Here is a 22769-nt window from a genome sequence, read left to right on the forward strand (position 1 = left end):
CCCGCTTGCTCCCCAGGCGACCCAGACTCAGGGCGAATCAGACGTCGCCGCGCCCCCATCCACCGTGGGGATCTCCAGATCAATGCCCTCGATGACGTCATTCTCCTCGGGGATCCGGGCATGCACGGCGGCGACGCGCGGCTCGCCCCGCTGGGAGAGCACGGCAGGCACACCAAAGCGCACCTCGGAGGGCAACCCGACCAGCGTCACCCAGGCCTGCTTGCCATCCCGGGCAATGCAGTACAGCAGCGTGCCGGGCCGAGTGCCGGGGGCATCACGGACCGGGCCCTCGCATTCCATGCGCACCTGGAGTGTGTAGGCCGGCACCGGCACGCCGCGCTCCAGGTAGGGCGGCGCGCCCAGCGCGTCCACGAGAGGCTGGAGCACCTGCGCCCGCGAGGGCACGGCGGCCTCCGTGGCCAGCTTCTGCGCCTCGCCCTGGAAGCGCTGGAGCGCCACCGCGCCCAGCTCCGGCGAGTCCAGCGGCGTCCGGCCCTCCGCCACCACCAGGTCCAGGAAGAGCGCGACCACGAGCAGGATGGGCAGGAGCCGGTAGCCCTTGAAGCCCTCCGGCTTCTTGCGCAGCAGCCCCGCGACGAACACGGCCAGCCCGACGCCCGCGAACCCCAGCACCAGGCTCGCGCGCACGGCGGACGGCGGCGTCAGGAGCGCGGAGACCTCCGCGGTCCGGGCGCGCAGGGCATCCGAGAGGTCGCCCCCGTAGATCCACCCGAGCGCCCCCAGGCACACGACGTTGACCAGCAGCGACTTGCGCGAAGGGCCGTTCATCCCGCCAGCGTCCTTGCCGGATCCGTGGCGGCGGCGCGGCGGCTGGGGAAGTAGGCCCCGGCGAGCGCGGCCACGAGCCCCAGCAGCACGCCGCCCAGCACCACCACCACGGGGAAGGAGAAGAAGCTCTCCGGCTTGAAGGGGAAGTTGGGCAGGTAGCCCTTCGCGAGCCGGTCCACGAGGAAGGCCAGCACCAGCGCCGCCGCCGTGCCCGCCGCGCCGCCCAGCATGCCCACCACACCGGCCTCCGCCAGCACGATGGCGCGCACGTCCGCGCGCGACGCGCCCACCGCCTGCATCACGCCAATCTCCTTGGCCCGCGCGCGCACGGACGAGGACATGGCGTGGGCGATGTTCACCGCGGCCAGCACGCAGATGAGGATGGACAGGAGCGCCAGCGCGGACGTGGTGAGCGCCACCGCCGCGCCCGCGTTCTCCGCCAGCCTGCGCTCCTGATCATCGATTTCGAAGCCCATCCCCTTCACCGCCTCCACCAGCTCCGGGACGCGGGACGGGTCCGCCGCCACCAGCGTGACGCCGGAGTAGCTGTCCGCGTCCGCGCCGGAAGCGCGGTTGATGCGCACCGCCGTGTCCAGCGGGATGGTGATGCCCGCGAGCATGGCCCGGTCGGACGCGCCCACCACCTGCGCCTGCTGCGTCGTCGTGGGCCCACCGGACGTGGCCGCGACGTAGGAGCGGTTGAACTCCACCGGGAAGCCAAAGCCGATGAGCATCTCCGCGGACAGCTGGGGCAGCTTGCGCGCGGGCGCGAACGTCTTGTTGTACAGCTCCAGCAGGCGCGTGGAGATGAGCGCGGGGATGGCCTTGCCCTCGCCGGGGTCCTTGAAGTCCTTCGCCTCCGGAAGCCCCACGTCCTTCTGCACGAGGCCGGGGTCCACGCCCACCGCGAGCACCTCCATGCCCATGCGCAGGCGCGAGCCGAAGAAGACACCGTCGTAGCGGGTCACCGCCGGCACGCGGACGTTCATCTTCCGGTACGTCGTCTCCACGCCGGGCAGCGCGGCCAGGCGCTCCACCGCGGCCGGATCCAGCTTGCCGCCGCCCAACAGGCCCAGCGACACCGACGGGGGCACCACGTCCACCAGCCGCGAGTCCGTGGGGAAGATGCGCTCGCGGATGACGCGCCCCACGCCCAATCCCAGGCCCACGAAGAACACCAGCGCGCCCACGCCCATGGCCACGCCGAAGGCGGAGAAGAACGCGCCCTTGCGCTCGCGCGCGAGGGACAACCTCACCAGTCGTGACAGCGCATCGAACCTCACGGGGCACCTCGCGAGGCCAGGGCTTCCCGCGCGGGGGATTCCTCCACCAGCCGCGCGTCCTTGAGCCGCAGCACCCGCCGGGCCACCGCGCTCATGCGCTCCTCGTGGGTGACGGTCAGCACCGTGAGCCCTTCCCTGTGCAGCTCCTGGAAGAGCTGGATGACCCCCGCGCCCGTGGAAGCGTCCAGGTTGCCCGTGGGCTCGTCACACAGCAGCAGCTTCGGGCCGCCGAAGAGGGCGCGGGCGATGGCCACGCGCTGGCGCTCACCGCCGGACAACCGCACCGGCGCGCGGTCCTGCTTGGAGCCCAGGCCCACGCGCTCCAGGAGCTGGCTCGCGCGCTTGCGCCCGTCCGCCGAGGCGGGGCCGAAGTGCGACGGCAGGAGCACGTTCTCCAGCGCGGACAGGTTGGGGATGAGGTGGAAGGACTGGAAGACGAAGCCCACGTGCGTGTTGCGGAAGCGCGCCAGCTCCTGGTCGCGCAGGCCGGTGAGCTTCACGCCGCCCACCTCCACCTGCCCCTGGTAGTGCACGTCCAGGCCCCCCAACAGGTGCAGCAGCGTGGACTTGCCGCTGCCGGACGCGCCCACCACCGCGACGAAGTCCCCGGCCTCCACGTCCAGCGACACGCCGTCGAGGACGCGCACGCGGGCCCCTTCGCCGTCCTCGTACTCCTTCACGACATCGCGCGCGTGGATCAAGGCGTGGCCGGGGTCGTTGTCGTGGTGCCAGCGGGCGCGGGCGTCAGCCGCAGGGAGATTTCGGCCTGCAGCGCCTTGTCCTTGCGCGACAGGGCCAGGGTCACCGCGCGCAGGTCGTCCGTGGCGTCCAGCCAGCGCACGGTGGTGGCCTTGATGGCGAAGCCGCCAATGCCCCACGCGGCGGACGGCAGCGCCTTCACCGCGTCCGCCAGCCGGCGCAGGTCCAGGAGCACCACCAGCGCGGCGTCCTTGCCCACCGTCTTCAGGTCCTCCGACACGGGGCCCGTGCCCGCCGGCTGCGCGAGCGAGGCCAGGGTCGACTCCAGGCGCGCCCGGGGGCCCGCGAGCACCAGCTTGCCGTCCTTCGACAGCGCGAAGTGCGCGCCTTCACCCGCGCGGTACGACGTGAGGTAGGCCTTCTGGCCGCTCATGTCCGTGGGCTCCACCTTCGCGCCGAAGCCGCCCGCGAAGCCGGGCACCTTGTCCAGCGTGGCCTGCCCCTTCGCCACGTCCTTCACCTCCGCGAGCGCCACCAGGTTGACGAAGCGGAAGGGGTTGGTGCGCCGCAGGTCCAGGTCCGGCATGCCCGAGGACAGGTTGACCGTGGGCGACAGCGACAGCGACAGCACCATGCCCGGCTTGAGGTTGTCCAACACCTCCGTCTTCACGTTGAAGCCCGCCTCCTGCACCGCGCGCGTCACCTGCGAGCCCGCCAGGTACGGCCACACGCCGTCCAGCTGCGCGGGGTCGCCCCGGAAGCGCGCCACGAAGAAGCTGTCCTGCGGCAGCCAACCCGCGAGCGCCTCACCGCCCTTGGGCTCCAGCGCCGCGAGCGAAGTCTGCGTGTCCGGCCACGGCGCGTCCGCGCGCAGCGTCACCGCGCGCTCCTCGATGTGGCCGGTGAAGGTGATGCCCTGCACGGTGCCCGCGGGCAGCAGGCCCGAACCGCCCGGCAGCCACACGTGGAAGTCGCGGTCGCCCGAGAGCCGCTTGAGCGACGCCTCCAGCACCGGCTCCTTCGCGAGCGACTGCTCCTCCGGCAGCGCCGCCAGCTCCGTCAGCCGCGCCACCGACGCGCCTCCGCCCAGGAGCACCAGGTCGTGCTTGAGGAAGAGCATGCCCACCATGGGCGTCGTGGAGCCCGGACGGTTGAAGGTGACGAGCCTGCCGGTGTCCACCTTCGTGTCCTTCTCCTCCGACGCGCCCAGCCGCGTGCGGGCGAAGGTGGCGAGGGTCGTCTTCAGCTTGTCCGCGTCCTTCACGCCAATGACGGACACCGCCTGCATGCCCCCGAAGAACGCCGCGCCCGCGCCGCGCTTGGGGTCGATGCCGGCGTCCTCCAGCGCCTTCCTGCTGCGCAGGTCCACGCCCACCTGCCGCATCACCGCGGACACGTAGCGCTCCGCGGAGGGGAAGTTCTGCAGCTGCGCGACGAACGAGGCCACCTTGAGGTTCTGGAAGCGCGCGAGCTTCTCGCCCAGCGTGCCCAGGTCGTCGATGACGACGGCCGCCTGCGCGGTGCGCGGCAGGTAGCGCGACACGCCCCGGGGCGAGTCCGCGGGCCCTGCCGCCTCCTTCCCACAGCGCGAGCAGCCGGCGAACACGACCAACAGCAGGAGCAACGGGAGGGACCCAACGCGGCGGAGCATGGGCGTCAGGACAGGATGCCTGCGGCGGAGAGTCAATCTATTCGTGTGGCGTTCCAAGCCCCCGCCACGGCTGCAAGGTGCCACGGTGAACAGGTGCCCGCCGGAGCGGCTCGCATCGCCCCCAGGCGGCCCGCCGTCCGGGCCCGTGCCCGCCCTACCGCACGCGGGTGCCGCCGTGCGGCAGCGGCGCGGACGTCTCCTCGGTGAAGTCGAGGAAGCGCTCCATCTGGCGCACCGTCTCGTCCGTGGCCTCCGTCTCCGCGGAGAGCACGTCGAGCTGCCGGTTGACGCTCTCCGGGTCGCGGATGGCGATGGACTGCTCGTGCGTCAGCCGCATCAGGTCCTCGATGCCGGCCAGCTGGTGGCTCACCACCTCGCGGCTCTCGCCCGCCTGCTCGAAGCGCATCAGGCGCTTGCGCTGAATCTCCACGCGCTTGCCCTTCACGTCCTTGAGGCGCGGGTTGGACTCCCCGGCGACCTCCGCCTCCAGCGCCGCGACCTCGGACGTCAGGTGCTCCCGGTCGGAGCCGCTCAGGTACGTGCGGTACTGGTTGAGCGCGGAGATGAGCCGCAGGAAGGACGTGAGCAGCGCGTCCAGCTTGGGCTCGCTGTCCGCCGCCAGCACGCGCCCGCCGGGCAGCTTGCGGTAGTTGGCGAGGATCTTCTCCTTCAGCCCCACCAGCTGCTGGTAGTGGTCGCGCTGCGACGGCGCCAGGTCCGCGAGCAGCGAGTCCACCGCCGCGCGCGCGGCCTCCGGGTTGTCCGGCTGCTGGGAGCGCACGACCCGCTGGAAGCGCTTCATGGACGACAGGACGGCCAGGTAGACGCCCTCCACGCCCAGCGCCACCATCATGGGCAGGGGCTCCTGCGTCACGGCGCTGGACATGGCCGCCGTCGTCAGCCCCACCAGGTTGGCCGGCAGGAGGAACGCGGCCTTGATGTAGTTCGGTGTCTTCGCCACGTCCGACTCCCCTTCCCTCTCGGGCCCTTCACTCGAGCCCGTCAGGGCCCCCGCGCCTCGGAGACGTATTTCAGCGCGCCCAGGTCCCGCGTGTCCTCCGCCGGAGGGGGCGCCGTCCCGCGCTTGAGCTTCTGGAAGAGCGCCGCGGCGCTCTGGAAGAGCTCGTCATAGGTAACCGGCGCCTCGCCGGAAAGTCCGAAGAAGGCCCGATTGTCCGCCAGCGTCGCCGGCGGCGCGCTGCGGATGGCCTCCGTGGGGTCGCCCAGGTAGGGCGCCACCTCTCCCAACAGCCGCGCCCCGGCCGCCGGGTCCTTCAGCACGCCCTGCCCCGCGTCCAACAGCCCCCGGAGCACCCGCCGCACCGCGTCCGGGTAGCGCGCCGCGAAGTCGCCCCGGGCCACCAGCACCGTGGCCAGCAGGTGCGGGGCGTCCGCCGTGGTGGCCAGCACCTTGCCGCCCCGGTCGCGCGCCGCCAGCTCCACGTCGCCCCACAGCCCCACCACCACGTCCGCCCGCCCCTCCCGGAGCGCCCGGCCCGCGTCCAGCGTGGACGGCAGGTCCACCCACCGCACGTCGGAGGTGCGAAGCCCCGCGCGCGCCAGCACCCACAGGGCGAAGTAGTGCGACGAGCCGCCCGGATACACGCCCACCCGCTTGCCGCGCAGGCTGGCCAGGTCCGGCACGCCCACCGCCGCCATGGCCTCCTGGCCCCGGCTTCTCCCCACGAGCAGCACCGTGCGAGGCGCCGCGTCCCGCAGGGTGGGCGCCCACGACGCGAGCCGGTCCACCGACAGCGCCGCCATGTCCACGCCGCCGTTCTCCGCGCCCACGGACAGGGCCTGCTTCAGCTCCTCCTCGCGCGCGAAGAGCACCGCGCGGGCGTCCAGGGCGTAGGCCGACTTGAGCAGCCCCTGCGCGGCGCCCGGGGGCGTGGCGGGGTTGTCCAGCGTGGTGGAGCCGCCAGTGGCGACGAGCAGCGCGGAAGCCGAACCACGCGGGGTGAAGCCGATGAGCACGGGCCTGAGCGGCACCGACGCCACGTCCGCCACCGGGGCCGCGACGCCCGCCGGGAAGTCGCCCGGGGACAGCCGCACCGCCTCACGGGTGGAGGGGAAGAAACGCGCCTGCAGGCGGTCGAGGTAACCCGCCCGCGAGGCGAAGACGTACCCCGCGCCCAGGACACAGAGCGCGAGGAAGAGAAAGAGGCCGGGTCCGCGGTGCAGCTTCATCCGTGTGCGCCGGCCCCTTTCATGGGGGGAGACCTACTTGATCTCCACCTTCTTGCCGATGGTCTTTTCCGGACCGGCGCCCACGTCCGACACCGGCGCGGGGCTGTCCAGCAGGCCCATCTCCATCTTGAACTGCTTCACCAGCTCGTCGCCCTGGATCTTCTCCGCCTCTTCCTCGATGGCCGCGGCCTGGTGGTCCACCGACTCCAGCGCCATCTGCATGCGCGCCTCGTTGATGGCCGTCTTCTCCTGGACCTTGCGGAGCATCTCGTCGTGCGTGGAGTCCACGCCCGCGACGGTGAAGGACTCCATCGTGTCGGCGACCTTCGCCTGCCACTTGGCGCGCCGCGCGTCCCGGACGGCGTTCATCGCCTCCTGGGTCTTGCGGTCCTTCTCGCGCATGAACGCCTTCTTGACGTTCAGGGCCTTTTCATAGGCCTGCTTGGCGATATCCAGCTGCTGCTGGTTGCGCGCGAGGGCTTCCTTCTCCCCCTGGAGCTTGGTCGCGTAGGTGCCGGCCAGGTCGTCACGGCCCGCCTGGATGGCGGCCTTGACCTTGGCGGTCAGCTCCCGCACGTCCTGCTGGTACTTCATGTTCTCCTTCTCGAGCAGCGTCACATTCGCCCGGACCATGGCGATGGACTCATTCATCTTGGGGACCTGATCGTTCAGGTCACGGATGTTCTGCTCGAGAATCAACTCCGGATCCTCGATGGAGGAGACGAAGAAGCCCGCGAAGCTCCGCATCGCTCTCTTGAATCGCTGCCACATGTCGGCTCTCACCTCCGCCTGTGCCTAATCCCAGCCACCTTACACGAACTCCGACGCCCACAAGCATCCGGCCGCAAGGCGCGTGTCACCGTGACTACGCCCGCCCGGGACGGATGATTGCCCCCGGAAACCCGCCGCCCGCCAGCCCGGCCGGGTCCAGGGCCACCAGACAGCCCCCATTGGCCACTCCCTGTCCTTAGGGGTCCACCCGGGGTCGCGAAAGACGACGCGGCCATGAACTTGCCGGGCGGGGTGGAAGCGGGGAAAACGAGAGTGTCGCATGGACCCGACTCCTCCCGTCGCTTTCGAGAATGAGCTTGCGCGGGTGGTGGCCGCCCAGCGGAGGCGCGTTCTGGGCGCCGGGGCAGCGGTGCGGCTGGTGGGCACGGCCGTGTTCTTCGCCGCCAGCCTGGGGCTGTGGCTGACGGGCGCCCGGGACTGGGCCCACTACCCACCCGTGCTGCTCTGCTACGGCGGCGTGGTGGCGCTGCTGTTCGCGCTGCGCTTCAAGCCGCTGACGAAGCAGCTGGGCGTCGTGCAGTCCCTGGTGGACGTGGGGCTGGTGTTCGGCCTCCAGCAGCTGGCCCTGCCGGTGTCGCCCTTCCCGGCGGGCGTGGCGGGCTTCAGCCTGGGGCTGTTCGCGCTGGTGGTGGCGCTCTCCGGCCTGGAGCTGATGCCCTGGCTCGTCTATGGCACGGCGGGCCTGGCGTCGTTGAGCCAGGCGGTGCTCATGCACCAGGCGGGCGTGGGCCCGGGCGCCATGGGCGTGGCAGCGGTGACGCTGGTGCTGGTGGCGGCGGTGAGCCACTACGGCACCGGGCGGCTGCGGCAGCTGGCCATGGACCTGTCGCACGCGGAGGTGTCCCGGCAGCTGGAGGCCCGCCGCACCACCGAGGTGGAGGACGCCCACCGCACCATCGAGCGCATGCTGTCGGAGGCCCACGCGCGCAACGCCCAGCTGGAGGCGCTCCAGGCCCACCAGGAGCAGCTGATGCAGTTCCTGGTGCACGACCTGCGCTCGCCGCTGTCCGCCGTGACGCTGTCCCTGTCGTGGATGGAGCAGGAGCTGCCCATCGGCACGCCGCTGGTGGAGTCCGTGCGCACGGGCCTGGCCGTCACGGCGCGCCTGGACCGGATGATCTCCGACCTCCTGGACGTGCCCCGGCTGGAGCAGGGCCGGCTGTCCCCTCGCAAGCAGCCCTTCCCGGTGGCGCCGCTGTTCGACGAGGTGCGCCGCTCGCTGGATGGCGCGGCCCGGCTGCGCAAGATCAAGCTGGAGCTGGCGTGCCCGCCGGGATTCCAGCTGGTGGGCGACGCGGGCCTGCTCATCCGCGTGGTGGAGAACCTGGCCACCAACGCGCTCCGCTACGCGCCGTCCGGCGGCCGGGTGCGCCTGGAGGCAGGCGAGACGGAAGGCCAGCAGTGGCTGGCGGTGCGCAACGACGGCATCGCCATCCCGCCCGAGGCGCGCGAGGCCCTCTTCGACAAGTACGTGCAGGGCAGCCGCGAGAAGGAGGGCCGCCGGGGCTACGGCCTGGGGCTGTACTTCTCCCGGCTGGCGGCGGAAGCCCACGGCGGGAAGCTGACGGTGGAGGACGCGGAGGGTTGGGCCACGTCCTTCGTGCTGCGCCTGCCCCGCGCGCAACCGTCGCAGGGCCCGGCGGCCGTCCATCAGCGCTTCTAGGAGGCCTTCAGCTTCGCGCGGGCGAAGAGCTTCGTGGCCTGCGTGCGGGCGTTGGCCAGCACCGCGTTCGCGTCCATCGTGGTCAGCTCGCCCTCGCGCAGCACCAGCTTGCCGTCGATGAGCACGTGCGACACGTCCGTGGAGCGCGCCGAGTACACCAGCGGCCCGGTCACGTCCTCCGGCAGCGGGCAGAAGTGGAAGCCGCGCGTGTCCACCACCGTGAGGTCCGCGCGCTTGCCGACCTCCACCGAGCCGATTTCGTCCTCCAGGCCCAGGGCGCGCGCGCCGTGCAGCGTGGCCATCTCCAGCACGTGCATGGGCGTCATCGCTACCGGGCCCACGCGCGGGTTGTGCAGCACGGACGCGAGCCGCATCTCGTGGAACAAATCCAGCGTGTTGTTGCACGGGGCGCCGTCCGCCCCCAGCGCCACGGGGATGCCGTCCTGGAGCAGCTCCGGCACGCGCGCGTAACCCGACGCGAGCTTCAGGTTGGAGCCCGGGCAGTGGCACACCACCGTGCCGGACTCGCGCAGCAGCTGCTGCTCCGTGCCCTCCACCCAGACGCAGTGGGCCAGCGTGACGTGGCTGCCGGTGAGCCCCAGGCCGTGGAAGAAGGCGATGTTGTCCTGGCCCGTCGCCTTCCGGACCACGTCCGTCTCCGTGCGGTTCTCGCTGGCGTGCGAGTGGATCCGCACGCCCTTCTCACGCGACAGCCGGCCCACTTCCCGCAGCAGCTCCGGCGTGCAGGACAGGGCGAAGCGCGGCGCGAACGCGTAGCGCAGGCGGTTGTCGTGGGTGCCGTGCCAGCGCTCCATCAGCGCCAGGCTCTCCGACAGCGAGTCCGCCGTCGTCTCGCGCAGGCCCCGGGGGACCTCGTCGCCGGAGTCCATCATCGCCTTGCCACCGACGAGCCGGTAGCCGCTGTCACGCGCAGACTCGAAGACGGCGTCGTAGTGGTGCACGGTGCCCATGTCGAGCGCCGCCGTGGAGCCGGAGCGGATGAGCTCCGCGAAGGTGAGGTCCGCGCTGGCGCGCAGGGACGCCGCGTCGTGCGCCGCCTCCATGGGCCAGATGCGCTCGCGCAGCCAGTCCAGCAGCTCCCGCTTGTCCGCGTGGCCACGGAACAGCGTCTGGCAGGCGTGCAGGTGGCCGTGGATGAGGCCGGGCATCACCACCTGCCCGGCGAGGTCCAGGACGCGGCAGGCGCCCTTCACCTTCAGGCCCCGGCCCACCTTCGCGATGCGCCCGTCCTGCACGAGCACGTCCGCGCGCGGCAGCACCTCGCGGTCGCGGTTCATGGTGACGACGGTGGCGCCAGTGAGAAGCAAGTCCACGTGGGGAGGGTCCTAGAGGAAGGAACGGGTGAAGGCGTGGGGCAGCAACTCGCTGAGCGAGTAGCGCGCCTCCTGCCCGTTGAGGGTGCGGCTTCGCACCGGAATGTCAGGCCCGGCGAACTCGGCCATCACCTGGCGGCACATGCCGCACGGGGGACAGGGCTCCGGGGTGTCCACGACGACGGCCACGGCCACCGGCTTCTCGCGGCCCTGGGCCACGCCCACGGCGAACGCGTTGCGCTCCGCGCAGACGGTGAGGCCGTAGGTGGCGTTCTCCACGTTGCAGCCGGCCACGACGGAGCCGTCCGCGTACAGCACGGCGGCCCCCACGGGGAACTTCGAGTACGGCACGTGCGCGCGCTGACGCACCCGCAGGGCCTCCTCGAACAGCCGCTCCCAGGGAATCTCCTCCGCCATGCCGCCCTCCTTCGCGGGACGCCGTCCACCGGCGCCCGTCCAACCGACAAACGCCCTGGCGGGCGCCCGGGGTTATTCCTTGCTCTGGTCGTCCAGGTGCCGGGCGATGGCGAGCTCCAGCTCCACCGGCAGCTCCACGAAGCGCACGCGCACCACCGGGCCCGTCATGCCGGCCTTGGGGGGCAGCACCTCGCCGCGCACCTGCACCTCTTCCAGGGACGGGGGCAGCGCGAAGCGCACCTCCACGCTCTGGCCCGGGTCCAGCGCCTCTCCCACCCATCCCACACCGCCCAGGGACAGGTCCCCCGCGCGGTCCAGGAAGCCTTCCGCCCCCTCCCGCCGGACCTTCAGACGCATGGGGACGCGGGGCGAGTCGCGCCGGTCCTCCCCCGTCCTGCTGTCCTGGTTCTCATTCTGCTCGGACATCGCCGTCGTCTCCCTGCCGCTGCCGATCTCGTATCCGACCCGGGTCGCGTTCCACCACCGCCCCGGGTCCGGGCTGGCGGCATCATACGCGGGCCCGTCCGATCCGTTGCCCCTGAAAATGCATCCGACGGCGCCTCAGGCCCCCGTGGCGCAGAACTGCTCGTAATCGATGAGCTCCACCTTCGCTCCCGGCGCGCACACCGGGCACTCCGGGTCCCGGCGCAGCTTGAGCTCCTGGAAGCGCGTGCCCAGCGCGTCGAAGGTGAGCAGCCGCCCCGAAAGCGACTCCCCCACCCCCAGCAGCAGCTTCAAGGCCTCCGTCGCCTGGAGCATCCCGATGAGCCCGGGCAGCACGCCCAGCACGCCGGCTTCCGCGCACGACGGCGCCAGCTCCGGCGGGGGCGGCACGGGGTAGAGGCAGCGGTAGCAGGGCCCCTGGCCGGGCAGGAAGGTGGTCACCTGCCCCTCGAAGCGGAACACGGAGCCGTGGATGTTGGGCTTGCCCATTAGCACGCACGCGTCGTTGAGCAGGTAGCGCGTGGGGAAGTTGTCCCCGCCGTCCAGCACGAGGTCGAAGTCCGCGAGGATGCGCTCCACGTTGGCGGTGGTGAGCCGCTCCTGGAAGGGCACCACCTTCACGTCCGGGTTGAGCGCCTCCAGGGCGGTCTTCGCGCTCTGGACCTTCGGCTGGCCCCGGCGCGCCAGGGTGTGCAGCACCTGCCGCTGGAGGTTGCTCAGGTCCACCACGTCCGCGTCCACCACGCCCAGCGTGCCCACGCCCGCGGCGGCCAGGTACAGCGCCGCGGGAGAGCCCAGCCCGCCCGCGCCCAGCAGCAGCACCTTCGACTTCAGGAGCTTCGCCTGTCCCTCCTCCCCCACCTCCGGGAGGATGAGGTGGCGGCGGTAGCGCTCTTTCTGCTCGGCGGAGAGGACCACGGGCTTCTCCACCGGCAAGGCCGCGTCGCTCCAGCGGTTGTAGCCGCCCGCGAGCGACGACACGCGCGTGTAGCCCATCTCCCGCAGCGTGCGGGCCGCGAGCGCGGACCGGGTGCCGCCCGCGCAGTAGAGGACGAGCTCGTCCTCGCGGTCCGCCTTCTCCTCGATGCGCAGCTCCAGGTAGCCCCGGGGGATGTGCACCGCGCCGGGGAGCCGGCCGCCCGCGTACTCGTCGGCCTCGCGCACGTCGACGAGCTTCACCTTCGCCCCGGAGTCCAGGAGCTGGCGGACGTGCTCGTGGGAGACCTCGCGGATCTCCTTCTTCACCTCCGACAGCAGCTCGCGGAACGAAGGGGCCATGGAAATTGGCTAACTACTCCAGCCGCTCCAGCACCAGCGGGCGGGCCGCGGGCGCCCGGTCGCCAAACCGGTAGGCCGCGAGCAGCCGCGCCTTCACGTCCTCCACCGGCCCGGCATCGTTGTAGTGCACCTGCACCACGGGCTCGCCCTGCGTCACCGCGTCGCCCACCTTCTTAAGCAGCGTGAAGCCCACGGCCGGGTCGATCTTGCTGTCCACCCGCTGCCGCCCCGCGCCCAGCGCTACCGCCGCCAGCCCCACGCCTTCCGTGTGGATGCCGGTGACGAAGCCGTCGCGCGGCGCCACCACGTCCGTCGTGGCCTTCGCCGTGGGCAAGAGCGAGTAGTCGTCGATGGAGCGCGGATCGCCGCCCTGCGACTGGACGATCTCCTTGAGCTTCTGGATGGCGCTGCCGTCCTCCACGGAGCGGCGCAGCATCCCGCGCGCCTCCTCCACGTTGGCGGCCTTCTTGCCCAGCACCAGCATCTCCGCCGTCAGCGCGTAGGTGATCTCGGTGTAGTCGTCGGGCGCCTCGCCGCGGAGCATGTCCACGGCCTCGCGGACCTCCAGGGCGTTGCCCACCTGGCGGCCCAGGGGCTGATCCATGTCCGTGAGCAGGGCCACGACCTTGCGGTTCATCTCCGCGCCCAGGCCAATCATGGTGCGGGCCAGCACGCGCGCGTCATCCGCCGTCTTCATGAAGGCGCCACTGCCCACCTTCACGTCGAGCACCAGCGCGTCGATGCCCTCCGCCAGCTTCTTGCTCATGATGGACGACGCGATGAGCGGGATGCAGTCCACCGTCGCCGTCACGTCGCGCAGCGCGTAGAGCTTCTTGTCCGCGGGAGCCACCTGGGCCGTCTGGCCGATGAGGCAGCAGCCCACCTCGCGAACCAGCCGGCGGTAGTCCGCGGTGGACAGGTTCACGTTGAAGCCGGGGATGGACTCCAGCTTGTCCAGGGTGCCGCCGGTGTGGCCCAGGCCGCGTCCCGAAATCATGGGCACGGGCACGCCGCAGGCCGCCGCCAGGGGCGCGAGGCTCAGGGACACCTTGTCGCCCACGCCACCCGTGGAGTGCTTGTCCACCTTGATGGCCGGCGTGTCGGAGAGGTCCAGGACCTCACCCGAGTGGAGCATGGCGCGGGCCCACGCCCCCAGCTCCCGCGAGTCCAGCCCCTTGAAGAAGATGGCCATGCACATGGCGGCCATCTGGTAGTCGGCCACGGTGCCGGCGGTGTACGCCTGGATGAACGCCTGGATGTCCGACGGGTCCAGCCTGCCGCCGTCGCGCTTGGCCTTGATGAGCTCGTAGGGTTGCACGGAGGCAGGCCATAGCAGGAAGTCCCCACTCCATGCACCCCCTCGCGGGAAGGGAAAGCCCCGGCGGCATCTGGTAGATAGCGGGGCCCATGATGCTCCGCCGACTCCACGTGCTCGCCCTGGCCGCGCTCCTGTGCGCCTGTTCCAAGAAGTCCGAGGACGCCCCCAAGGCGCCCTCGCAGGCCTCCACCGCCACGAAGCCCCCCGAGGGAAAGCCCGTGGTCGTGGGGCTCGTCATCGACGTGGGCGGCCGGGGTGATCACTCGTTCAACGACGCGTCCCTGCGCGGCCTGGAGCTGTGGGCCGCCGGCAAGAAGTACGAGGGCGGCAAGTACGTGGACGCCCCCGCTGGCGAAGTGCGTCAGTCCATCTCCTCCGACCTCGCCGCGCTCGCACCGGAAGTGAAGCCGCTGCCAGTGCAGCCGCTGGTGCTCCAGAGCAAGGCGCAGGAGGACTACGCCCCCAACCTCCAGCTGCTCGTGGAGCAGGGCGCGAAGCTGACCATCGGCAACGGCTACCTGCTGGCCAACGCGGTGCGCGACGTGGCGACCGAAAACCCGGACGCCAGGTTCCTGCTCATCGACAGCCAGTTGCTGGACGCGCAGGGCAAGCCGAAGTCGCTGCCCAACGTGCGCACGGTGCTCTTCAAGGAGCAGGAGGGCAGCTTCCTGGTGGGCGCGCTGGCGGGGCTCGTCACCAAGACGAACAAGGTGGGCTTCGTGGGCGGCATTGAAGTGCCCCTCATCAAGCGCTTCGACGTGGGCTACCGCGCGGGCGTGCGCACCACGAACGCGAAGGCGGCGGACGCGTTGATGGCCGTGTACACGGGCAGCTTCAACAGCGTGTCCGCGGGCAAGGAAGTGGCGCAGGACCTCATCGCCAAGGGCGCGGACGTCATCTTCCACGCGGCGGGCACGGACGGCCTGGGCGTCATCCAGGCGGTGAAGGAGGCGCGCGCGGCGGGCAAGACGGTTTTCGCCATCGGCGTGGATTCGGATCAGTCCCACCTGGCGCCGGACGCCATCCTCACGTCCATGGTGAAGCACAGCGACCTCGCCGTGTACCAGGCGTCGAAGGACCTGGTGGACGGCAAGCTGACGGCGGGTGAGCAGGTGCTGGGCCTGAAGGAGAACGGCGTGGGCATGGCGGACGTGCGCGTGGAGTTCCCGGGCAAGGCGGAGGCGCTCCAGAAGGTGGAGACCCTGCGGCAGCAGATCCTCGCAGGGAAGCTCACCGTGCCGGGCACGCAGGCGGAGCTGTCCTCCTTCCAGGTCGCGCGGCCCTGATCTCCCTCCAGCACATCGCGAAGCGCTTCGGGTCGTGCGTGTCCCTGGAGGATGCGTCGCTGGACATCGTCCCGGGGGAACTGCTCGCCGTGGTGGGCGAGAACGGCGCGGGCAAATCCAGCCTGATGAACGTGCTCTACGGGCTCTACCACCCGGACTCGGGCACGTTCCGGATGGACGGCAAGCCGGTGCGGTTCAAGAGCCCGCGCGACGCCATCGCGAAGGGCATCGGCATGGTGCACCAGCACTTCATGTTGGTGCCCACGCTGACCGTGGCGGAGAACGTGGTGCTGGGCCGCGAGCCCACGAAGCGCGGCCTGCTGGACCTGGACCGCGCCTGTGACGAGGTCGCGGCCACGGCGAAGCGCTTCGGCTTCCAGCTGGATCCGCGGGCCCGCGTGGACACACTCACGGTGGGCTCGCAACAGAAGGTCGAAATCGTCAAGGCGCTGCACCGGGGCGCGCAGGTGCTCATCCTGGACGAGCCCACCGCCGTGCTCACGCCGCAGGAATCCGACGAGCTGTCGCAGGTGATGCGCGGGCTGGTGGCGCAGGGCCGCACGGTGGTGTTGATCAGCCACAAGCTCAAGGAGGTGCTGGGCGTGGCGGACCGCGTGGCGGTGATGCGCCGGGGCCGCACCGTGGCGGAGGTGCGCGCCAGCGAGACCACCGTCTCCGAGCTGGCCTCGTTGATGGTGGGCGAAGGCACCAAGGGCGCCGCGCTGACCGGCGTGCCCGCTGTCGCGTCCGAAACGCCAGAAGCGGCGGCGGGTCCGGTCGTGCTCGAAGCGAAGGACCTGCGGGCCACGGGCGACAATGGCCGTCCCGCGCTCCAGGGCGTGAGCCTCACCGTGCGCGCGGGCGAAATCGTCGGCATCGCGGGGGTCGACGGCAACGGCCAGCGCGAACTGGCGGAAGTGCTCACGGGCCTGCGCAAGCTGGAGGGCGGCGAAGGAACGCTGCTCGGCGGTCCCCTGGCGGGGCTCACCCCGGCGCTGGCGAAGGCGCGCGGCGTGGGCCATGTCCCCGAGGACCGCCTGGCCCGCGCGGTGGTGAAGGCGATGACGGTGGAGGAGAACGTGGCGCTGGGCCGGCACCGCCAGCCGCCGTTCGCGCGCGGGCCTTGGATAGACTTCAAGGGCCGCCGCGAGCGCACGAACCAGCTGCTGACCGCCTACGACGTGCGCCCGCCCGACCCGGCGGTGGCGCTGCAGGCGCTGTCCGGCGGCAACCAGCAGAAGGTCGTGGTGGCGCGCGAACTGGACGCGGCTCCGAAGCTGCTCGTCGTCGTGCAGCCCACGCGCGGGTTGGACATTGGCGCGGTGGCGCAGGTGCACGAGCGCCTTCGCGAGGCCCGGGCCCGGGGTGCGGGAGTGGTGATGGTGTCGCTGGACCTGGAGGAAGTGCTGGCCCTGTCCGACCGCGTCTACGTCCTCTACGAAGGCCGTGTGACGGGGCACTTCCCGCGCAAGGACCTGGACGAGCGCGAGCTGGGCCGCCGCATGCTGGGCGCGGAGGGAAGCCATGGGTGAGCGGACGCGGCAGGTGCTGCCGTCGGTGCTCTCCGTCCTGCTGGCGCTCGCGGTGTGCTGGCTGACCATCGCCTTCACGCGCGACGCGGACACCGCCACGCGCGCCTATCTCCAGATGCTCTGGGGCGGTATCGGCAACTGGCCCGCGTTTCTCGAAGGCGGCAGCAGCAACGCCGTGCTGCGCCCCCTGGGCGAGGCCGCGATGAAGGCCGCGCTGCTCACCCTCACCGGCCTGTCCGTCGCGGTGGCCTTCAAGGTGGGCCTGTTCAACATCGGCGCGCAGGGGCAGATGATCTGGGGCGCGCTGGCCGCGGCGCTCGTGGGCGCGCACGTGTCACTGCCCGGCCTGATCCACGTCCCGCTGGCCCTCATCGCGGCTGCCATCGCCGGCGCGGCGTGGGCGAGCATCGCCGGCGTGCTGAAGCTCAAGCGCGGCGTGCACGAGGTCATCTCCACCATCATGCTCAACTGGGTGGCGGTGAGCCTCGTGGACAACTGGCTCGTCATCGGCCCGCTGCGCGCGGTGGCGGAAGGGGCGTCGTCCATCACCGGCACCGCCGAAATCCTCCCCACCGCGCAGCTGCCCCGGCTGCTGGGTGACAGCTCGCGCCTCAACCTGGGCTTCCCGCTGGCGCTCGTGGCGGCGCTGGGCGTCTGGGTGTGGCTGTCCCGCACGCGCTCCGGCTACGAGACGCGCGCCGTGGGCCTCAGCCCGGAAGCGGCCCGGGCCGCGGGCATCCCCACGCTGTGGCGCGCGGGCGGGGCCATGGCGCTCGCGGGCGCGCTGGCGGGCCTCGCGGGCGCGGTGCTGGTGCTGGGCACGGAGGGCCGCTACCCGGGTTCGCTGGGCGCGCCCTACGGCTTCGACGGCATCGCCATCGCGCTCATCGGCAACAACCACCCGCTGGGCGCGGCGCTGTCCGCGGCCGTCTTCGGCATCCTGCGCGCGGGCGGCACGCGCATGCAGCTGCTCGGCGTGCACAAGAGCTTCCCGGAGCTCATCCAGGGCTTCGCGCTGCTCTTCGTCGCCGGCCGCATGGTGTGGCTCGCCCTGCTGGACCGGCGCCAGAAGCGCGCGCAGACCCAGGCACAAGGCCCGGCCCAGGCCGGAGCGGAGGTGCCCCGTGTTTGAGGTGCTCCACTCGCTCCTCTTCTCCACCCTGGACGCGGCCCCCGCCCTGGTGTTCGCCGCGCTGGGCGCGATGCTCTCCGAGCGCGCCGGCGTGGTGAGCGTGGGCGTCGAAGGAATGATGCGCACCGGCGCCTTCTTCGCGGCCGTGGCGGCGCTCGTGATGCCCACGCCGCTCGCGGTGCTCGTGGGCATGGGCGCGGGCGCCGGCATCGCCGCGGTGCACGGGTTCCTGAGCATCCGCTGGCGGTCGGATCAGGTCGTCTCCGGCATGGCCCTCAACCTGGTGGCCATGGCGGGAGGCACCTTCCTGCTGGAGTCCCTCTACGGCCCCAACGGCACGCCCGCCATCACCCAGCTGTCGCGCTGGAACCTCCCGGGCCTGTCCCACGTCCCGCTCCTGGGCGCGCTGTCCGGCCACGCGGCGCCCACGTACCTGGCGCTCACCCTGCCCTTCGTCTTCCACCTGCTCCTGACGCGCACGCCGCTGGGCCTGAGACTGCGCGCCGTGGGCGACAAGCCGCACGCGGTGGCCACGCTGGGCCTGTCCGTGCCCGCCCTGCGCTGGGGCGCGGTGCTGGGCGGCGGGCTGATGGCGGGCCTGGGCGGCGCGGTGCTGTCCACCGCCGTCCTGGACCGCTTCGAACAGCACACCCCCGCGGGCCTGGGCTTCATGGCCCTGGCCGCGATGGTGTTCGGCCGCTGGACGCCGCTGGGGGCCTTCGCCGCCGCGCTCTTCTTCGCCTTCGGCAACGCGCTGCGAATCGGCCTGGCCTCGAGTGCTCCCTGGCTCCTCGACCTGGTTCCCCAGGGCTTCCTGCTCGCCCTGCCCTACCTGTTGACCCTCCTCGTCCTCGCGCTCCAGGGCCAACGCGGCCACGCTCCCGCCGCCCTGGGCACCCCGTACGAGCAGGAGTCCCGCTGACCATTTTGAGAGGGAGTGGGTGCATCAATACCCGGGTCTGGATTCACTTTTGGTCAGCCCCGACCCGTCAAATCTGAAGCGGCCACCCGTCCTGATGCGTCTGGTCATCCTTCGGGAAGCCGCCAACCCCCTGACCTTATTGGATCACACTTTTCGGCATTTCCAGTGTGGGCTGATCTGCCATCGGGTGGACGTCCGGCATGGCGCTGGCATGGGAGTGCGACCATGTCGGATTGCGTACCGGACAGCGAGCAGGCGCAGCAGGTGGGCCTGTGCGGTTCCGGGACGCGGTCCCCCGGGTTCGTGACGGCGCCTCCGGGCGTTGGCGGACCCGGTTTCCAGGCCGGGGTGGCATGACCATGCAGACGACGGGAACAGGCTCGACGTCACCCCAGCGGCCGCGAGTGATCGCGGTCAACGTGGAATCCGGCGGCGTGGAGCGGGTGCGCTCCATCCTGACGCCGGCCGGCTACGACGTGCTGCCCGCGCGCGGGACGACGGCCGCGCTGGAGGCGGTGTCGCGCCACTCCGCGGACCTGGTGCTGCTGGACGTGGACAGCGCCCGCACGGTGGGCCTGGCCGCGTACCGGCGCCTTCGCGAGGAGCTGGCCCCGCCGCAGTTCCCCATCCTCATGCTCACGCCCTCCGCGGACCGCCAGACGCGCCGCGAGGTGATGGAGGCAGGTGTGGACGACTTGCTGACGACCGAACCCCTGGACCCGCTGGAGCTGAAGGTGCGCGTCCACACCCTGCTGGAGCTCAAGGCGCACCGCGAGCAGGGCGGCGTCCGGGAAGTGCTTCAGGACCCGCGCACCCGCTGGGTGCGCATGGAGCGCCTGGCGCGCGTGGGCACGCTCGCCGCGGACCTGGCCACGCAGATGGACCAGCTGGGCGTGGGCCTCCAGCGGGCGCTGGAGCACGTGCGCGCCCGCGCTGGCCTGGGGCTGCCGCCGGACACGGAGGAGCTGCTCAAGCTGGGCGTGGCGGGCGAGCAGATGCGCCTGCACGGCCAGCACCTGCTGTCCCTGGGCCCCACCAGCCCCAAGGACATCCAGCGCTTCGACCTGCGGGAGGTGGTGCCGGAGGTGGTGTCGCACCTGCGCGCCGCCGGGCGCCTGGGCCGCGCGGACGTGCGCGTGGTGCTGCCGGAGGACCCCATCGCGGTGGTCTTCAACCGCCGTCAGCTGGAGCAGGTGGTGACGGAGCTCGTCTGCAACGCGGTGGACGCCGTGGAGGACGTGAAGGACCGGCCGCGCGTGGTGCAGGTGGGCGTGGAGATGCCCGACATGTTCGGCGACTTCGGCCCCCAGCTCTTCGTGAAGGACACCGGCATCGGCATCTTCGAGGACGAGCTGCAGGCCATCTTCTCGCCGTACTACACGACCAAGGCCCCGGAAAAGAGCGTGGGCCTGGGCCTCACGGTGGCGCGCACCCTGGTGGAGAGCATGGGCGGCAAGCTGACCGTGAAGAGCCGCGTCAACCTGGGCAGCACCTTCACGGTGGAGCTGCCCGAGCAGACGTCGTCCTGGTAGCCCCGGAGCCACCACACGGGCGGGGAGCGCGTCCCCGCCCGCGTGAAGCCGGCTAGAAGCGGTAGGCCACGCCCGCCAGCGCTTCCATCGTGAAGTAGCTGTCGTCGAAGCGCGGGACGATGGAGGGCCCCAACCGCAGGTTGAAGTTCACGTTGAGGTTGTTGTTCACGAAGTACTCCAGGCCGCCTCCGAAGAGGATGGGGATGACCGGCCCGATGCCTTCACCGATGTAGACGTTGAACGGCACGTCGATGCCGGCGTTGATCATCAGCGCGCTGCCCACGGGGATGCCCACCACGAACGCCACCGGCAGTGCCATGCCGAAGAGCGTGTTCCCCCGGGGGAAGTAGACGAACGGCCCCGGCTGGAAGGTGATGGCGAAGGCCACCTTGTCCGTCTGCGCGATCATCACGCGCAGCCAGCCCTGGAGCTTGAGGCCCGCGTCGGACGCGTCCACCAGGCCCTCACGGCCCCAGTTGAAGCTGAACTTGCCGCCGACATCCACGTTGTCCGAGCCGCCGTGCAGCAGGCCCAGCGACAGGCCCGGGAAGCCGATCTGCGCGCTGAACATGTTGCGGCCCGAGCCGACGGTCTCCGCCGCCAGCAGGGACCAGCCCTGCCCGCGAGCCATCGCGGTGCCGGGGACGGCCAGGAGCACGGCCAGGAGGAAACCAGGAATGAAGCGCTTCACGAGGTTCCTTTCAGCGAAGGGCCGCGACTCGGGAAGCCGCGACCCAGGGGTTGAGTTGAAGGGTGATTCAAGACTCAGGACTCAGGCCGGCTGGCCGCGATCACGTGCCAGCGCCAGGAAGGCGTCGATGAGGGCGCCCAGCTTCGCCTCCGCGCGCTGGCGGGCCTGGGGGAGCGGCTCGCCGGGGGCGGGCGTCTCCTTGTGCTCGAAGTAGTATTTGATCTTCGGCTCGGTGCCGGAGGGGCGCAGGGTGACGCGGCCGCCGCCCTCCAGCGCGAAGGCGACGACGTTGGACGGAGGCAGGCCGCCCTCGCCCTGCTGGTAGTCACGCACGGCGCTCACGCGGGTGCCACCGATGTCCTGGGGCGGCGAGGCGCGGAAGGCCTGCATGATGGCGCGGATGGTCTGCGCACCGGCGGCGCCGGGCAGCGTCACGTTGCGCTGGGCGCCCACGTGCAGGCCGAAGCGGCGCTGGATCTCCTCCAGGTAGCCCAGCACGGTGACGCCGCGCGCCTCGCACCACGCGGCCAGGTCCGCCATCACCAGCGCCGCGCCCACGCCGTCCTTGTCGCGGGTGGCGGTGCCCACGGTGTAGCCGAGCGCCTCCTCGTAGCCGAAGACGAACTGCGTGCCGTCCTTCGCCGTGCGCTCCAGCGCGCGGTTGGCGATCCACTTGAAGCCGGTGAGCACCTCGTCGTACGCGGCGTCCAGCCCGCGCGCGATTTCGCCCAGTTGCGTGGAGGACACGATGGTGGTGACGACGTGCGGGCGCGCGCGCTTCGTCCCCTGAGTGAGGACGTAGTGGCCCAGCAGCACGCCCACCTCGTTGCCGGTGAGCAGGCGCAGCTTCCCGGACGCATCCCGCGCCATCACCGCGAGCCGGTCCGCGTCCGGATCATTGGCGAGCACCAGGTCCGCCTTCACGCGCTCCGCGGTGGCGACGGACAGGTCCATCGCGCCCGGCTCCTCCGGGTTGGGGAAGCGCACGGTGGGGAAGCGGCCGTCGGGCTGCTGCTGCTCGGCCACGGGCGTCACGCGCGGGAAGCCCGCCTCCTTGAGCGCGAGCGCCGCCCACGCGCCGCCCACGCCGTGCATGGCGGTGTAGACGATGGACAGCGTGTCGCTGCCCTTGCGGTACAGGCGCAGGTCCAGGATGGCGCGCAGGTACGCGTTGCCCACGTCCTCCGGCAGGTCGCGCCACAGCCCCTTGGCGCGCCCTTCCGCGGGCGTGAGCAGGGGGACGGCGTTGGCCGCCTCCACCTTCGCGATGGCGTCCGCGATGCCCACGTCCTGCGGCGGGACGATTTGAGCGCCGTTGCCCCAGTAGACCTTGTAGCCGTTGTACTCGGGCGGGTTGTGGCTGGCGGTCACCATCACCGCGGCGGCGGCGTTGAGGTGCAGCACGGCGAACGCGGTGACGGGCGTGGGCACCGGCTCTGGGAAGACGTGCGCGGGGATGCCCTCCGCGGCGAACACGGCGGCGGTGTCCTCCGACAGCTCCTTGCTGAGGCGGCGCGCGTCGCGGCCCACCACCACGCCGCGCGTGGTGACGTCCGGCACGGTGGCCTTGAGGTAGCGCGCCAGGCCCGCGGTGGTGCGGCGCACGACGGCGCGGTTCATCCGGTTGGGGCCGGCACCCAGCACGCCGCGCAGGCCCGCCGTGCCGAACTCCAGGTCCTGCGCGAAGCGGTCCGCCAGGTCCGCCCAGTCCGACTTCGCGAGCACATTGGCCAGCTCCGCCTGGGTCTCCGGATCCGGATCCGCCTTGCGCCAGGCCTCCGCCCGCTCCCTGAGTCCGGTCGTGTCCATCGCGCGT

At 71.6% G+C, this 22769-nt stretch carries 20 protein-coding genes; 6 read left to right on the forward strand and 14 right to left on the reverse strand.

Translation table 11 applies throughout. From position 1 onward, the window contains the following. Window positions 1-27: 27 nt before the first annotated feature. From D7X32_RS16080 to D7X32_RS16110, 7 genes are all read right to left on the reverse strand, one after another. Window positions 28-789 (reverse strand): hypothetical protein, encoded by a 762-nt coding sequence (locus tag D7X32_RS16080; protein WP_120603423.1) that lies wholly within the window; start codon window positions 787-789, stop codon window positions 28-30. Continuing rightward, complete coding sequence (locus D7X32_RS16085) at window positions 786-2072, reverse strand: ABC transporter permease (protein ID WP_120603424.1); 1287 nt, start codon at window positions 2070-2072, stop codon at window positions 786-788. Before D7X32_RS16085 ends, D7X32_RS16080 begins: the two co-directional genes overlap by 4 nt. Beyond that, window positions 2069-2773: an ABC transporter ATP-binding protein gene (locus D7X32_RS16090; protein WP_120603425.1), complete on the reverse strand. Its 705-nt coding sequence runs from the start codon at window positions 2771-2773 to the stop codon at window positions 2069-2071. The genes D7X32_RS16085 and D7X32_RS16090 overlap by 4 nt, the downstream gene beginning before the upstream one ends. Next, window positions 2770-4422, reverse strand: a complete 1653-nt coding sequence (locus D7X32_RS16095) for a hypothetical protein (protein ID WP_120603426.1) — start codon at window positions 4420-4422, stop codon at window positions 2770-2772. Before D7X32_RS16095 ends, D7X32_RS16090 begins: the two co-directional genes overlap by 4 nt. Window positions 4423-4576: 154 nt before the next feature. After that, window positions 4577-5383, reverse strand: a complete 807-nt coding sequence (locus tag D7X32_RS16100) for a hypothetical protein (protein WP_120603427.1) — start codon at window positions 5381-5383, stop codon at window positions 4577-4579. Between the two features lie 41 nt (window positions 5384-5424). Then, complete coding sequence (locus tag D7X32_RS16105) at window positions 5425-6612, reverse strand: ABC transporter substrate-binding protein (RefSeq protein ID WP_120603428.1); 1188 nt, start codon at window positions 6610-6612, stop codon at window positions 5425-5427. A gap of 33 nt (window positions 6613-6645) precedes the next feature. Further along, window positions 6646-7383, reverse strand: a complete 738-nt coding sequence (locus D7X32_RS16110; RefSeq protein ID WP_120528049.1) for a PspA/IM30 family protein — start codon at window positions 7381-7383, stop codon at window positions 6646-6648. Window positions 7384-7663: 280 nt separating this feature from the next. Between D7X32_RS16110 and D7X32_RS16115 the strand changes: the two genes are divergently transcribed. Further along, window positions 7664-9067, forward strand: a complete 1404-nt coding sequence (locus tag D7X32_RS16115) for a sensor histidine kinase (RefSeq protein WP_120603429.1) — start codon at window positions 7664-7666, stop codon at window positions 9065-9067. Here D7X32_RS16115 and D7X32_RS16120 read toward each other — a convergent pair. The 5 genes from D7X32_RS16120 to D7X32_RS16140 form a co-directional block, all read right to left on the reverse strand. Continuing rightward, complete coding sequence (locus D7X32_RS16120) at window positions 9064-10401, reverse strand: 5'-deoxyadenosine deaminase (RefSeq protein WP_120603430.1); 1338 nt, start codon at window positions 10399-10401, stop codon at window positions 9064-9066. The genes D7X32_RS16115 and D7X32_RS16120 overlap by 4 nt on opposite strands. Window positions 10402-10413: 12 nt before the next feature. After that, a complete protein-coding gene (locus tag D7X32_RS16125; RefSeq protein WP_120603431.1) occupies window positions 10414-10818 on the reverse strand; it encodes a cytidine deaminase in 405 nt (134 codons plus the stop codon). A gap of 72 nt (window positions 10819-10890) precedes the next feature. Beyond that, on the reverse strand, window positions 10891-11244 hold the full coding sequence (locus tag D7X32_RS16130; protein WP_120603432.1) for a PilZ domain-containing protein: 354 nt from the start codon (window positions 11242-11244) through the stop codon (window positions 10891-10893). A gap of 135 nt (window positions 11245-11379) precedes the next feature. Further along, window positions 11380-12540: a molybdopterin-synthase adenylyltransferase MoeB gene (gene moeB / locus D7X32_RS16135; RefSeq protein ID WP_120603433.1), complete on the reverse strand. Its 1161-nt coding sequence runs from the start codon at window positions 12538-12540 to the stop codon at window positions 11380-11382. A gap of 13 nt (window positions 12541-12553) precedes the next feature. Then, window positions 12554-13858 carry a thymidine phosphorylase gene (locus D7X32_RS16140; protein ID WP_120603434.1) on the reverse strand — a complete coding sequence of 435 codons (1305 nt, stop codon included), beginning with the start codon at window positions 13856-13858 and terminating at the stop codon, window positions 12554-12556. 92 nt (window positions 13859-13950) lie between these two features. Between D7X32_RS16140 and D7X32_RS16145 the strand changes: the two genes are divergently transcribed. The 5 genes from D7X32_RS16145 (at window position 13951) to D7X32_RS16165 (ending at window position 20262) form a co-directional block, all read left to right on the forward strand. Next, window positions 13951-15144, forward strand: coding sequence for a BMP family lipoprotein (locus D7X32_RS16145; protein ID WP_120603452.1), 1194 nt, complete (start codon window positions 13951-13953; stop codon window positions 15142-15144). Window positions 15145-15182: 38 nt separating this feature from the next. Then, window positions 15183-16676 (forward strand): ABC transporter ATP-binding protein, encoded by a 1494-nt coding sequence (locus D7X32_RS16150; protein WP_120603435.1) that lies wholly within the window; start codon window positions 15183-15185, stop codon window positions 16674-16676. Continuing rightward, complete coding sequence (locus D7X32_RS16155; RefSeq protein ID WP_120603436.1) at window positions 16669-17808, forward strand: ABC transporter permease; 1140 nt, start codon at window positions 16669-16671, stop codon at window positions 17806-17808. The genes D7X32_RS16150 and D7X32_RS16155 overlap by 8 nt, the downstream gene beginning before the upstream one ends. Beyond that, a complete protein-coding gene (locus D7X32_RS16160) occupies window positions 17801-18730 on the forward strand; it encodes an ABC transporter permease (protein ID WP_120603437.1) in 930 nt (309 codons plus the stop codon). Before D7X32_RS16155 ends, D7X32_RS16160 begins: the two co-directional genes overlap by 8 nt. Before the next feature lie 359 nt (window positions 18731-19089). Then, window positions 19090-20262: a sensor histidine kinase gene (locus D7X32_RS16165; protein WP_244239034.1), complete on the forward strand. Its 1173-nt coding sequence runs from the start codon at window positions 19090-19092 to the stop codon at window positions 20260-20262. 52 nt (window positions 20263-20314) lie between these two features. Here D7X32_RS16165 and D7X32_RS16170 read toward each other — a convergent pair whose 3' ends face one another. Next, the gene (locus D7X32_RS16170; protein ID WP_120603439.1) at window positions 20315-20953 is read right to left on the reverse strand and encodes a hypothetical protein; all 639 of its coding nucleotides are present in this window, start codon (window positions 20951-20953) and stop codon (window positions 20315-20317) included. Between the two features lie 81 nt (window positions 20954-21034). Then, entirely contained in the window at window positions 21035-22762 is a 1728-nt protein-coding gene (locus tag D7X32_RS16175) for a phospho-sugar mutase (protein WP_120603440.1), read from the reverse strand. Window positions 22763-22769: the final 7 nt, after the last annotated feature.

This window comes from Corallococcus carmarthensis (assembly GCF_003611695.1).
Classification (GTDB): Bacteria; Myxococcota; Myxococcia; order Myxococcales; family Myxococcaceae; genus Corallococcus; species Corallococcus carmarthensis.